At 73.3% G+C, this 11,909-nt stretch carries 11 protein-coding genes; 6 read left to right on the forward strand and 5 right to left on the reverse strand.

Going from position 1 to position 11,909, the window contains the following annotated elements:
• Nucleotides 1-39: 39 nt before the first annotated feature.
• Nucleotides 40-897, reverse strand: coding sequence for a MaoC family dehydratase (locus IO33_RS0119945; RefSeq protein ID WP_031166835.1), 858 nt, complete (start codon nucleotides 895-897; stop codon nucleotides 40-42).
• Between the two features lie 334 nt (nucleotides 898-1,231).
• On the opposite strand from IO33_RS0119945, the gene IO33_RS0119950 reads away from it, so the two are divergent.
• Entirely contained in the window at nucleotides 1,232-3,172 is a 1,941-nt protein-coding gene (locus IO33_RS0119950) for an AMP-dependent synthetase/ligase (protein WP_031166838.1), read from the forward strand.
• 195 nt (nucleotides 3,173-3,367) lie between these two features.
• The gene (locus tag IO33_RS0119955) at nucleotides 3,368-4,258 is read left to right on the forward strand and encodes a LysR family transcriptional regulator (protein ID WP_031166840.1); all 891 of its coding nucleotides are present in this window, start codon (nucleotides 3,368-3,370) and stop codon (nucleotides 4,256-4,258) included.
• A 52-nt stretch (nucleotides 4,259-4,310) separates the two neighbouring features.
• Here the strand turns inward: IO33_RS0119955 and IO33_RS0119960 are convergent, their stop codons facing one another.
• Entirely contained in the window at nucleotides 4,311-4,961 is a 651-nt protein-coding gene (locus IO33_RS0119960; RefSeq protein ID WP_031166842.1) for a class I SAM-dependent methyltransferase, read from the reverse strand.
• A gap of 84 nt (nucleotides 4,962-5,045) precedes the next feature.
• Between IO33_RS0119960 and IO33_RS0119965 the strand changes: the two genes are divergently transcribed.
• Entirely contained in the window at nucleotides 5,046-6,662 is a 1,617-nt protein-coding gene (locus tag IO33_RS0119965; RefSeq protein WP_031166844.1) for a serine/threonine-protein kinase, read from the forward strand.
• On the opposite strand, the gene IO33_RS0119970 is transcribed toward IO33_RS0119965, so the two are convergent.
• Both IO33_RS0119970 and IO33_RS0119975 read right to left on the reverse strand, forming a co-directional pair.
• Nucleotides 6,659-6,973, reverse strand: coding sequence for an AzlD domain-containing protein (locus tag IO33_RS0119970; protein ID WP_031166847.1), 315 nt, complete (start codon nucleotides 6,971-6,973; stop codon nucleotides 6,659-6,661). The two genes, IO33_RS0119965 and IO33_RS0119970, sit on opposite strands and share 4 nt — an antisense overlap.
• Nucleotides 6,970-7,659, reverse strand: a complete 690-nt coding sequence (locus IO33_RS0119975) for an AzlC family ABC transporter permease (RefSeq protein ID WP_031166849.1) — start codon at nucleotides 7,657-7,659, stop codon at nucleotides 6,970-6,972. Before IO33_RS0119975 ends, IO33_RS0119970 begins: the two co-directional genes overlap by 4 nt.
• A 68-nt stretch (nucleotides 7,660-7,727) precedes the next feature.
• Between IO33_RS0119975 and IO33_RS0119980 the strand changes: the two genes are divergently transcribed.
• The gene (locus IO33_RS0119980; protein WP_031166850.1) at nucleotides 7,728-8,291 is read left to right on the forward strand and encodes a helix-turn-helix domain-containing protein; all 564 of its coding nucleotides are present in this window, start codon (nucleotides 7,728-7,730) and stop codon (nucleotides 8,289-8,291) included.
• A 141-nt stretch (nucleotides 8,292-8,432) separates the two neighbouring features.
• Here IO33_RS0119980 and IO33_RS0119985 read toward each other — a convergent pair whose 3' ends face one another.
• Complete coding sequence (locus tag IO33_RS0119985; protein WP_003992177.1) at nucleotides 8,433-8,636, reverse strand: cold-shock protein; 204 nt, start codon at nucleotides 8,634-8,636, stop codon at nucleotides 8,433-8,435.
• Between the two features lie 286 nt (nucleotides 8,637-8,922).
• Here IO33_RS0119985 and IO33_RS0119990 point away from each other — a divergent pair, with 286 nt between their 5' ends.
• Complete coding sequence (locus tag IO33_RS0119990; protein WP_031166852.1) at nucleotides 8,923-9,771, forward strand: menaquinone biosynthetic enzyme MqnA/MqnD family protein; 849 nt, start codon at nucleotides 8,923-8,925, stop codon at nucleotides 9,769-9,771.
• A gap of 133 nt (nucleotides 9,772-9,904) precedes the next feature.
• Entirely contained in the window at nucleotides 9,905-11,884 is a 1,980-nt protein-coding gene (locus tag IO33_RS0119995; protein ID WP_031166854.1) for a serine/threonine-protein kinase, read from the forward strand.
• The last annotated feature ends 25 nt before the right edge of the window (nucleotides 11,885-11,909 follow it).

Below are 11,909 nucleotides of genomic sequence, written 5' to 3' on the forward strand. Positions count from 1 at the left end.
GCGGGGAGCGCCTCGCCGCTGCCGGGCGCGGGGTGGCGCCTAGCCCACCGCCTCCGCCCCCAGCGGCCATGCCCCTCCGGAGAGGTGTAGCCTCCCGTCCGGCCCCCGCAGCTCGAACCGGCCGGTGCCGTCCGCACCGTAGCTCAGCGTCGCGGGCAGCAGCACCGGCGCCCGGAACCAGGCCCGGACCACCGCCCTGTCCGGGACTCCGTGGGCGGCCACGCAGCGGGCGACCGTCCACATGCCGTGCGCGATGGCCCGTGGGAAGCCGAAGAGGCGGGCGGTGAAGGGATGCAGGTGGATGGGGTTGCGGTCGCCGGAGGCGGCGCCGTACCGCCGGCCGACGTCCCCGGCGAGCCGCCACTCGGCCCGCACCGGAAGCGGTGGCGCCGGCGCGGCGGGTGACTGCCCGGACACGTCGGTCCGGTGCCGCGCGAGGTATGTGCTCCGCGACTCCCATACGACCTCCCCGTCGGCCCGCACCCCCGTGACCACCGTGGCTTCGGTGCCGCGCCGGTGCGGGGCCAGTCCTTCGACGTGGACGGCGAGTTCGTACACGCCGGTCGCCGGAAGGGGCGTGTGTCCGGTGATCTCGATCGACGTGTGGACCAGACCCGGCAGGGGCAGCGGAAAGGCCCGGTCGCTCATCAGCCGCATGGCCAGCGGGAAGCCGAGGACGTGCGGATAGGTGACCGGGAGGGCGTCGTCGCCGGTGGGGAAACCGCAGACGCGCTCGTAGGCGGCCAGCCGGGCCAGGTCGAGCCGCACCCCGGGCAGCACCAGACGGGCGCGCGGGAAGCCGGCCTCGGGGGAGGGGCGTTTGAAGGGGGAGCGCAGGACGCCCCGGGCCAGCAGCGGGGCCGGCGCGGGGGCGGCGGCCAGGGTGACGGTGGTCATCCCCCCCAGCGGGCTCTGGCCCACGGTGCGGCCGGTGAAGCGCGGATGGTGGTCTGCCATGTCCTGCCCCCACTGCTTACTCTGGAGTAAGGTTACCGCCGGTAAGCCTACGTCACAGGGGGAGGGGAGGTCGAGACGGGCCCGTCGAAGTCCCCCCTCGGCATGGAAGTTGAATCCCCCTCACATAACCCCCGAGGCTGCACACCCCCGGCCCGGGACCACCTCCGGACCCGCACAATCCCCTCACGGTGGAGCCGTACGATCACCTCCCTAACCTGCGGTAACCCCTTTCCGCCAAGGCGCCGCAGGTGCACGCACGCCAGAGGAGCCGCCCGTGTCCACCCCGTACCCGCACGACCCCGCCTCCTCCGGCGCCCCCGTCTCCGCCACCGACTACGACGGCCGTCCGGTCCTCGTGGAACCCTCGGTGCAACGGCTCGACGGCGCCGTGCGGGAGGTGTCGGTACCGCCGTTCGCGGCCCCGGTGAAGCACGGTTCCCTCGCGGACCTGCCGTTCGACAACGCGGAGACGGCCCCCGCCTCCGTCGTGCTCAGCCGCCGCCTGCCCGACGGCCGCTGGGCGGACGTCACGGCCGCGCACTTCGCCGAGCAGGTGCGCGCGGTGGCCAAGGGGCTGATCGCCGAGGGGCTGGTGCCGGGTGACCGTGTCGCCGTCATGGCCCGCACGACGTACGAGTGGACGCTGCTCGACTTCGCCGCCTGGGCCGCCGGCCTGGTCACCGTGCCGATCTACCCCACCTCGTCGGTCTTCCAGACCCGCTGGATCCTGCACGACTCCGGCGCCGTCGCCCTGCTCACCGAGACCACCGCCCAGGCCACCGCCATCGGCCCCGAACTGCCGCACCTGCCCGACCTGCGCCACCTGTGGGTGATGGACAAGGAGCACGTGACCCGGCTCGCAGAGGCCGGCGTACAGGTGCCGGACGCCGAGATCGCCGTACGGCGCGGCATGCTGGGCCCCGACACCCTCGCCACCCTCATCTACACCTCCGGCACCACCGGCCGCCCCAAGGGCTGCGCCCTCTCGCACGGCAACTTCTTCGCCGAGGTCGACAACGCCATCGAGCTGCTCCACCCGGTCTTCAAGGCCCAGGACGAGGAGCCGTCCGTCCTGCTGTTCCTGCCGATGTCCCATGTCTTCGGACGCATGGTGGCCATCGCCTGCGTCCGCGCCCGGGTCCGCCTCGGCCACGCCCCGAGCCTGGCCGCCGAGGACCTGCTGCCGGACCTCGCGGCCTTCAGACCGACCGCCCTGCTGACCATCCCGTACATGCTGGAGAAGGTCTACAACTCGGCCCGCGCGAAGGCCGAGTCCGGCGGCCGGGTCGCGGCCTTCGACCGGGCCACCACCGTCGCCCGGCGCTACGGCGAGGCGCTGGAGGCCCGGCAGACCGGCAGCGGCAGCGGCCCGAGCCGCTCCCTGAAGACGGCCCGCAGCTTCTACGACCCGCTCGTCTACCGCAAGATCCGCACCGCCATGGGCGGTCGCGTCCGGTACGCCATCTGCGGCGGCTCCCCGCTCGGCCGCCGCCTCGCCGCGTTCTACGCCGGCGCCGGCATCGAGATATTCGAGGGCTACGGCCTGACGGAGACGACCGGCGCCACGACCGTCACCCCGCCCCTCAAACCCCGCCTGGGCACGGTCGGCTGGCCGCTGCCCGGCACCCGGGTCCGGATCGCTGCCGACGGCGAGATCCTCGTCGCCGGCGACCACGTCCTGCGCGGCTACTGGGACCCGCAGGCCGGCGGCGTCGTCCCCGCGACGAGGGACGGCTGGCTGGCCACCGGCGACCTCGGCGAACTGGACGACGAGGGCTACCTCACCATCACCGGCCGCAAGAAGGAACTGCTGATCACGGCGGGCGGCAAGTCGGTGGCCCCGGCGCCGCTGGAGAACTGGCTGCGCCAGCACCCGCTGATCTCCCAGGTGATGCTGGTCGGCGACGCACGCCCGTACGTGAGCGCGCTGATCACCCTCGACCCCGACGGCATCACCCACTGGCGGCAGATGATCGGCAAGCACCCGGTGCCACCGGAACTCCTCGTGGGCGACCCGGAGCTGGAAGCGGTCCTGCAGCGCGCGATCGACGAGGCCAACAAGCTGGTGTCCCGCCCCGAGTCCATCCGCCGCTTCGCCGTCCTGCCCGTGGACTTCACCGAGGAGGCAGGGCATCTGACGCCTTCCATGAAGCTCCGCCGCGAGGCGATCACACGGGACTTCTCCCGCGAGGTGGAGAGCCTGTACGGGAACTGAGGCCGCACGCCCGCGCGGGGCACGGCGATCGGTCGACACCCGCTCCTCGCTGATCCCGCCTCGGTCCGGACTCGGCGGGGCGGGGAGCGGGTTGCCGCCTGGGTCGGTCGCGGCCCGGCATCGATCCTCGTACGACCTCAACAGCCAGTCAATCCTTGGGTTTTCTCGGCAACCCCAAGTGTTAGCTTGGGGGTTGTGACCCTCGAAGACCTCCGCGTGTTCGTGGCCGTGTGCCGCGCCGGCAGCCTCAGCTCCGTCGCGCGGGACCTCGGCTGCACCCAGTCCGCCGTCAGCCAGCACGTCAAGCGCCTGGAGCGGGAGACAGGGGTCGCGCTGCTGGAACGGCAACCGCGAGGAGTCGCCCTCACCCAGGCCGGGCGGATCCTGGAAGCGGCGGCGGCCGAGGGCATATCCGGCCTCGACCTCGCGGTACGCCGGCTGCGCGACCTCGTCGACGGCCACAGCGGCCACGTCCGCGTCGCCACCGGTGCCACCACGGTCCGGCACTTCATGTCCGACGCGGTGGTCACCTTCCGCCGCCGCCACCCCAAGGTCAACCTGGAGTTCCGGACGGTCAGTTCGGGACGCGGCACCTTCGACGCGCTGGCCGACGGCACCCTGGACCTCGCCTGGATCACCGTCGGCTCCCCGGTGCGCGGCATCGAGCAGCGGACGGTCGCCGCACTGCCCTGGCTGCTCGCCGTCCGCGCCGACGACCCCCTGGCCGGGCGGCCGGATCTCGACCCCGCCGACCTGCGGGACGTCCGTCTGATCCGGCTTCCCCCCAACTCCACCTCCGCCGTCCACCTCGACGCGGCCTGCGCCGAGCTGGGCGTCCGGCTCACCTACGACCCGAGCGTCGCCGACTGGGACACGGCGCTGCTGCTGGCCGAGCTGGCGGTCGGCCGGGCGGTCGTACCCGCCGTGCCGGGGCTGCCGGTACCGGGCGAGGGCGACCTGCGGCTCGTCCCGCTGCCGGGCCTGCGCCCCCTTCCGGTCGGCTGGGCCGTCCGCCGCTGGGACGCCCTCAGCCCTCCGGCCCGGGCGTTCGCCGACACGGTCGCGGAGTTCCGGGCCGCGGGCTGAGGGCGAGCGGCGCGGAGTTCCGGGCCGTGGGCTGAGGGCGAGCGCGGCCCGGTCAGCCCTCCTTCCGGGCGAACAGGCAGGCCTGTGCGACCGACTCCCCGGCCTCCTCGTCCGGTTCGCGCACGGTGGTGGAGCCGAGCGCGAACCCGGCGGCGCCGAGCAGCGCGGCGATCCGGTCCGGGCGCCGGCGGTGGAAGTCCAGGGCCACCGGGTGCCCGAAGGGCTGGGCGAGGTGCAGGGGCTGGTCGCCCACCTGGAAGGCGATCAGCAGGTGTCCGCCGGGAGCCAGGACCCGGTGGAACTCGGCGAACAGACGCGGGAGTTCGTCCACCGGTGTGTGAATGCTGGAGTACCAGGAGACCACCCCGGCGAGAGAGCCGTCGGCCAGGTCGAGGTCCAGCATCGAGCCCTGCTCGAACCGCAGAGCGGGATGCTCGCGGCGGGCGACGGCGAGCATGGACTCGGACAGGTCGAGTCCGAAGACGTCGAGACCGAGGGCGGCGAGGAGGGCGGTGACCCGCCCGGGGCCACAGCCGAGGTCGGCCACCGTCCCGGCCGGGCCGACGAGTTCGGCGTAGGCGCCGAGGAGGGCCCGCTCCAGCGGCAGACGGCTCATCACGTCCTTGAAGCGGTCGTCGTAGTCGTCGGCGATGGTGTCGTAGAAGGTGCGGGCGGCGGTGACGAAGTCCTCGGTGTCGGTCATGGGGAGGGACCGTACCGGCCCGAACTAACACCCCTTTAGGCTGCTGGGGTTGGCCGACTCGGCGGAACGGGGGGAAGTGGGCCGATGACCCATGCGATGGAGGTCTTCCAGCCACTGCAGGCGGACGATCCGGCCGTGGTGGCCGGCTTCCGGCTCGCCGCGCGGCTCGGCGCGGGCGGGATGGGCCGGGTGTACCTGTCGCACACGCACGGCGGGCGACCGGTGGCGATCAAGGTGGTGCGGCCGGAGCTGGCGGACGACCCGGACTTCCGGCGGCGGTTCGCGCGGGAGATCAAGGCGGCCCGGCGGGTGCGGGGCGCGTACACCGCCGAGCTGATCGACGCGGACGCGGACGGCGTGCCGCCGTGGCTGGCGACGCTGTACGTGCCGGGGCCTTCGCTGGCGGAGGCCGTGGCCCGGCGCGGACCGCTGCCGGTGCCGGCGGTGCTGTGGCTGATGGCGGGGGTGGCGGAGGCGCTGCAGGCCATCCACGCCGAGGGCATCGTGCACCGGGACCTGAAGCCGTCGAACGTGCTGCTTGCCGCCGACGGGCCGCGGGTCATCGACTTCGGCATCTCGACGGCGGCCGACGGCACCGCGTACACCGCCACGGGCGCCGCCATCGGCACGCCCTCGTTCATGGCTCCCGAGCAGGCGTCGGGGGACGAGGCCACGGCGGCGACCGACGTGTTCGCGCTCGGCCAGACGGCGGCGTTCGCGGCGCTGGGCCGACCGCTCTACGGGGACGGCCCGGCGATCAACGTGCTCTACCGGATCGTGCACTCCGAGCCCGACCTGTCGCTGCTGCCGGAGCCCCTGCGTCCGCTGCTCGCCCGATGCCTGGACGCCGAGCCGGCGGAGCGGGCCACCGCGGCGGAGGTGGTGGAGTGGTGCCGGCAGCGGTTGGCGGAGCACGCCGACTCGGGCGGCGGGCCGGCCGTGTGGCGGGACATCACCGGGCCCGAGGTCGCGGTTCCGGCCCCGGTCGCCCCTCGCGCCCCCGTGCACACGCAGCCGCTGCTCGTCCCGACGCGGCCGGTGCCACAGGGCGGGAAGGCCCGCCGGCGGCGCACGGCGCTGATCTCGGCCGGCGGGGTGGCGGGCGCGTTGCTGGTGACATTGCTGGCGTGGTCGGTCATGGACGCGAAGGACCGGCCCGGGCACCGGGCCGCGGCCGGCTCCCCGGCCTCCGCGGGAGCGGCCGCGCGCCCCTCGGTGTCCTCCTCGGCCTCACCGGGCTCCTCGCACGCGTCGGCCTCGGGGGCCGGTGCCGGTACGTCCGGGGCCGCGCCGTTTTCCTCGGCGTCGCCCCGGCAACCGGTCGCCACCCCCTACCCCCTGGTGTGGCTGGACGCGAAGAACTCGGTGAACCTCCGGAACCCGGACGACGCGCTGAAGAACCGCGAGGGGGACGTCCGCTTCGGCTGCAGGACGGCCGGCTGCGAGCTGGAGAGCGACACCGCCGTGTTCCTCCAGGTGTTCGGCAAGCCCGGCGACGGCACCCTCGACACGTGCCGTCTCATGCTCGCGCACGAGAAGAACCACACCCTTCCGCTGGCCGCTGCGGCGAACGGCACCGAGATCTGCCTGAAGGACGCGGAGGGGAACATCGGGCTGTTCGTGATCCGGACGAAGTCGACCGCGATGCCGGACATCGCCTTCCTCAAGGGGGAGCTGACGGTCTGGCGGAAGGCGGCCTAGCCCAGGCCCGCCACCCGTAGCAGGGCCGTCGTGGCCGCCGCCCCCAGGACCACCACCGCGAAGGGCGCGCGGCGCCAGGCGAGTACGCCGCCGGCCAGGACCCCGGCGGGCCGGGCCCAGCCCGCGAAACCACCGGACTCCGTCAGCGCGCCGGTGGCCAGCAGCGCGACGAGCAGCACCACCGCCCCGGCCGAGGCCAGCTCCTGGGCCCGGGCCGGTACCTCGACCCGTCCGTGCAGCACCGGCCCCACCAGCCGGAAGGCGTACGTGCCCACGGCCAGCGCGAGGATCACGACGACGGCGGCGTTCATACGGTGGCCTCCACAGGCTGTCGGCGATGCAGGAAGAGTCCCGCCAGGGCGAGCAGCACCGGCACTCCGGCGGGTACGGCGGGCGTCGCCGCGAGGGCGATGACCGCGCCGAGCAGGGCACACCTCCGCACCGTCGCATCGCCCCGCAGCTGGGGCAGGACGAGCGCCACCAGTACGGCGGGAAACGCGGCGTCGAGGCCGTAGCGGGCCGTGTCCCCGAGCGCGCCCCCGGCGAGCGCACCGGCCAGCACGCCGGTGTTCCACACGGCGAACAGGCCGAGCCCGGAGATCCAGAACGCCCTGCGCCGGCGTACCGGATCGGGCTGGGCGAGGGCGAAGGCCACGGTCTCGTCGGTGACCAGGTGGGCGCCGAGGAAGCGGGCCGCCCGCCCGCTCCCGATGATCTCGGCGACGGCCAGACTGAACGCGGCCGTACGGGTGTTCAGCAGGAGCCCGGTCGCGGCGGCGGCGACCGGGCCGCCGCCGGCGAGCAGGACCCCGACCGCGCTGAACTGGGCCGATCCGGCGTACACCACCACTGACATGAGCACCGGTACCCACACCGGCAGCCCGCCGGCGACGGAGACGGCACCGAAGGAGACGCCGACGACACCGCTGGCCAGCCAGACGAGGGAGCTGTCACGGATCAGTGAACGGTCACTGGGTGTTCGGAGCAACGAACGCATGTTTTCTACAATGAACAGAGGGCACTCTGTCCGTCAAGCCGAACGATCGTACCGATGGAGCGAACGACATGTCCGAGCCTGCCGCCCGGCTTCCCCTGGAGTGGATCGCCGCATCGCTCAAGCGCGAGCGCACCCGCGCCGGCCTGTCCCTCTCCGAGCTGGCCAAGCGCGCCGGAATCGCGAAATCCACACTCTCCCAGTTGGAGGGGGCGAGCGGAAATCCGAACGTGGAGACCTTGTGGGCGCTCGCGGTCGCGCTGGGGGTGCCGTTCAGCGCGCTGGTGGAGCCGCCGGCGCCGAGCGTCCAGGTGATCCGGGCCGGTGAGGGTCCGGCGGTCGCCTCGGCGCAGGCGAACTATGCCGCCACCCTGCTGTCGGCGAGCCCTCCCGCGGCCCGGCGGGACATCTACCGGCTGAGCGCCGAGCCCGGGGCGGCCCGGGTGTCGGAACCGCACATCCCTGGCACGGTCGAGCATCTGATCGTGGGCTCGGGCCGGATCAAGGCGGGGCCGGCGGGCGAGGAGGCGGAACTCGGTCCCGGCGATTACATGACCTACCGGGGGGACATCGCGCACTCGTACGAGGCGCTGGAGCCGGGCACGACCTTCATCCTCGTCATGCAGCACACGTAGAGAATTCGCGCAGAATTCATCGGTGGCCGGGGCGGGGTGGGGCAGGAAAGCGCGGCAGGCGCGGGAAAGGCAGGAGCCCCGTCACCGGAACGGTGCGGGGCTCCTTGGGTACTGCACTCAGGTTCTGCGATCAGGCAGTGATCAGACGGGGGTGACGTTCTCCGCCTGCGGACCCTTCGGGCCCTGCGTCACGTCGAAGCTCACCTGCTGGTTCTCCTCGAGGGAGCGGAAGCCGGAGGCGTTGATCGCGGAGTAGTGAACGAAGACGTCGGGGCCGCCGCCCTCCTGGGCGATGAAGCCAAAGCCCTTTTCGGCGTTGAACCACTTCACGGTTCCGGTAGCCATAAGCCCTCCTTGGGCTCAAAAGGGTTGCCCTGCTCCAGAACCTGCACGTGCGAAACGGTGCTGCACAACTGCATTCGTCTGAAAACGACGAGAGCCCGCGGTCACATGCTCCGCAGGCTCTGTACTGCAAGGGAAACCAAACTGCAACTTGCGGCGAGCCTAGCACGCGGCCAGCCGAAAGCAATAGAGGTCAAGATCACTTCACCCGGATGTTTGAACGTCCGTTGGGCCATTTGACGGCGGGGCCGGTAGCGGCACCGTGCCGGACGGGGTCTAGTCTCGCGATGTGGACAATGCTCGCACCCGGCCGCGCGTCGGCCACATCCAGTTCCTGAACTGCCTTCCCCTCTACTGGGGGCTCGCGAGAACCGGCACGCTCCTCGATTTCGAGCTGACCAAGGACACCCCGGAGAAGCTCAGCGAGCAGCTCGTACGCGGCGACCTCGACATCGGTCCCGTCACCCTCGTCGAGTTCCTGAAGAACGCCGACGACCTGGTCGCCTTCCCGGACATCGCCGTCGGGTGCGACGGCCCGGTGATGTCCTGCGTGATCGTCTCGCAGGTCCCGCTCGACCAGCTGGACGGCCGCCGGGTCGCCCTGGGCTCGACCTCGCGCACGTCCGTCCGCCTCGCCCAGCTGCTGCTCGCCGACCGCTACGGCGTCCAGCCCGACTACTACACCTGCCCGCCCGACCTCAGCCTGATGATGCAGGAGGCGGAGGCGGCGGTCCTGATCGGTGACGCGGCACTGCGGGCGAACCTACTGGACGGCCCGCGCTACGGCCTTGAGGTCCACGACCTCGGCACGCTCTGGAAGGAGTGGACGGGCCTGCCGTTCGTCTTCGCGGTCTGGGCGGCCCGCCGCGACTACGCCGGCCGCGAGCCGGACATCACCCGCCAGGTCCACGAGGCCTTCCTCGAATCCCGCAACCTCTCCCTGGAGGAGGTCGCCAAGGTCGCCGAACAGGCGGCCCGCTGGGAGGCCTTCGACGAGGCGACCCTCGCCCAGTACTTCACCACCCTCGACTTCAGCTTCGGCACCCCGCAACTGGAGGCGGTCGCCGAGTTCGCCCGCCGGATCGGCCCGACGACCGGCTTCCCGGCGGATGTGAAGGTGGACCTGCTGCGCCACTGAGCACGCGTCACTAGGCTTGCTGACCCAAGGGCGTCGCCGCACCGGAGGGCGTCGGCGACATCGGGCGCCGGGCACATCGGGTTCCGGTGCGCCGGGCACGGACGCCGGGTAGCGGCGTTGGGGGGAGCGCGCCATGCAGCCGCTGGATGTGGACGAGCCGGCCACCGTCGGGCCCTACCGGCTGCTCGGCCGGCTCGGCTCCGGCGGCATGGGCCGGGTCTACCTCGGCCGCAGCGCGGGCGGCCGTACGGTCGCGGTGAAGATCGTGCACCCGCACTTCGCGCTGGACGAGGAGTTCCGCGCCCGGTTCCGGCGCGAGGTGGCGGCCGCCCGCCGGGTCGGCGGCGCCTGGACCGCACCCGTCCTGGACGCGGACCCGGACGCCCCGGTGCCCTGGGTCGCCACCGCCTACGCGGCCGGGCCGTCCCTCGCTGCGGCCGTCACCGACTCCGGCCCGCTGCCCGCGCACACCGTACGAGCCCTGGGCGCGGGCCTCGCCGAGGCGCTGACGGCCGTACACGAACGGGGGCTCGTGCACCGGGACGTGAAGCCGTCCAACGTCCTGCTGACCCTCGACGGTCCGCTGCTGATCGACTTCGGTATCGCGCGGGCCATGGACGGTACGGCGTCCCTGACGTCCACCGGTGTCTCGATCGGCTCCCCCGGCTACATGTCACCCGAGCAGATCCTCGGCAAGGGCGTCACGGGCGCCGCCGACGTCTTCTCCCTCGGCGCGGTCCTCGTCCACGCGGCCACGGGGGAAGCGCCCTTCCGCGGTGACTCCTCGGCCGCGCTGCTCTACAAGGTCGTCCACGAGGAGCCCGAACTCGGCTCGCTCGACGGAGTGTTGCGGGAGGTGGCCGCGGCCTGCCTGGTCAAGGACCCGGCGGCCCGGCCCGTTCCCGCCGACGTGTGCCGACGGCTCGCCCCGGAAGGCGCCACCCGCCTGATCGCCGGCGGCTGGCTGCCGGGCACCCTGGTGGAGCAGGTCAGCCGCAGCGCCGTACGCCTGCTCAACCTGGACACGGGGGACACGGGGGACTCGGGGCCCGTGCCCTTCGACAGCCCTTCGGCACCGCAACCACCGGGTCCGGGTGGGGAGCAGGGTTCCGCGCGGGGTCCGGTTCCGGGGCAGGGTGCCGGGCGGGTTCCGGGTCGGGAGCAGGCTTCCGCCAGGGCTGCCGTTCCGCCGCAGGCTTCGGTTCCGGCGCAGGCTTCGGGGCAGGACCGGGCTTCGGGGCCGGGACAGGCTTCGGTCGAGTCCCCGGCTCCGGCCCAGGCTCCCGTCGGGAGCGCGGCCGGGGTCTTCGGGCCCGCGCCGGTGATGAACTCCGCGGGCACCCCGGTCCCGTCCCTCGGCATCCCGGGTCAGACCTCCTCGGAGCCGACGACCGGTGGGGACCGGGCCCCGGGCGGGGCGGCGACCGGTGTGGACGGGGTGGCGGCCGGGACGACGGGTGTGGAGGGGGTGCCGGCGGGAGTGCCGACCGTCGTGCCCGCGCCGCGGGACGCGCCGCCGCCCGGCCGGCTCTCCGTCAGCGTGGCGGCGGCTTCCGCGCCGGTGGAGGCCGGCCGCGGCCGCCGGCTGAGCTGCACGGTGGTGCTGGCGGTCGCCGGAGCGCTGGTCACGGTGTCCCTGGTGCTCGGCGCGCTGCTGGCACCCTGGTTCCAGAACGACGAGGACGCGGGCGCGAGCGGCGCCGGCCCCCGCTCCCCGGCGTCGAGTGCGCCGACCGGCGGCGTCTCCGGCTCAAGCGCCCGGCCCGGCGCGATCCCGGCCCGCTACCTCGGGACCTGGGAAGGGCAGGGCAGCGAACTCGGACTGCCGGCGGGCACCTTCCGGATCACCGTCCACCAGGCGGCCGTCGGGGAGGAGTTGGGACGGCTCCGCAACACCGACCAGCTCGGCAGCGTGTGCAGGGACGTCCTCACCCTGAAGCGGGTGACGAAGTCGCAGCTCCTGGCGACCTCGGTGGGCGCGAAGGACAACCCCGGGCACTGTGTGGCGGATCCGCGCCAGGTCGAGCTGACCCCGGTCGGCGACGACCTGCGGTTCACCTCGGACAGCGCTGCCGAGGGCAACGCGCAGGCCCGTATGTCGAAGGTGGGATGAGGACCGTGAACGCGACGGGGAGCGG

Source organism: Streptomyces durhamensis, assembly GCF_000725475.1.
Taxonomy (GTDB): domain Bacteria; phylum Actinomycetota; class Actinomycetes; order Streptomycetales; family Streptomycetaceae; genus Streptomyces; species Streptomyces filipinensis.

Excerpts from the sequence above, each read along its gene's own strand:
- IO33_RS0119965 (WP_031166844.1), top strand. The coding sequence starts at position 5,046 with ATGACCCATGCGATGGAGGTCTTCCAGCCACTGCAGGCGGACGATCCG.
- IO33_RS0119945 (WP_031166835.1), bottom strand. The coding sequence starts at position 897 with ATGACCACCGTCACCCTGGCCGCCGCCCCCGCGCCGGCCCCGCTGCTG.
- IO33_RS0119975 (WP_031166849.1), bottom strand. The coding sequence starts at position 7,659 with ATGCGTTCGTTGCTCCGAACACCCAGTGACCGTTCACTGATCCGTGAC.
- IO33_RS0119995 (WP_031166854.1), top strand. The coding sequence starts at position 9,905 with ATGCAGCCGCTGGATGTGGACGAGCCGGCCACCGTCGGGCCCTACCGG.
- IO33_RS0119980 (WP_031166850.1), top strand. The coding sequence starts at position 7,728 with ATGTCCGAGCCTGCCGCCCGGCTTCCCCTGGAGTGGATCGCCGCATCG.
- IO33_RS0119970 (WP_031166847.1), bottom strand. The coding sequence starts at position 6,973 with ATGAACGCCGCCGTCGTCGTGATCCTCGCGCTGGCCGTGGGCACGTAC.
- IO33_RS0119985 (WP_003992177.1), bottom strand. The coding sequence starts at position 8,636 with ATGGCTACCGGAACCGTGAAGTGGTTCAACGCCGAAAAGGGCTTTGGC.
- IO33_RS0119960 (WP_031166842.1), bottom strand. The coding sequence starts at position 4,961 with ATGACCGACACCGAGGACTTCGTCACCGCCGCCCGCACCTTCTACGAC.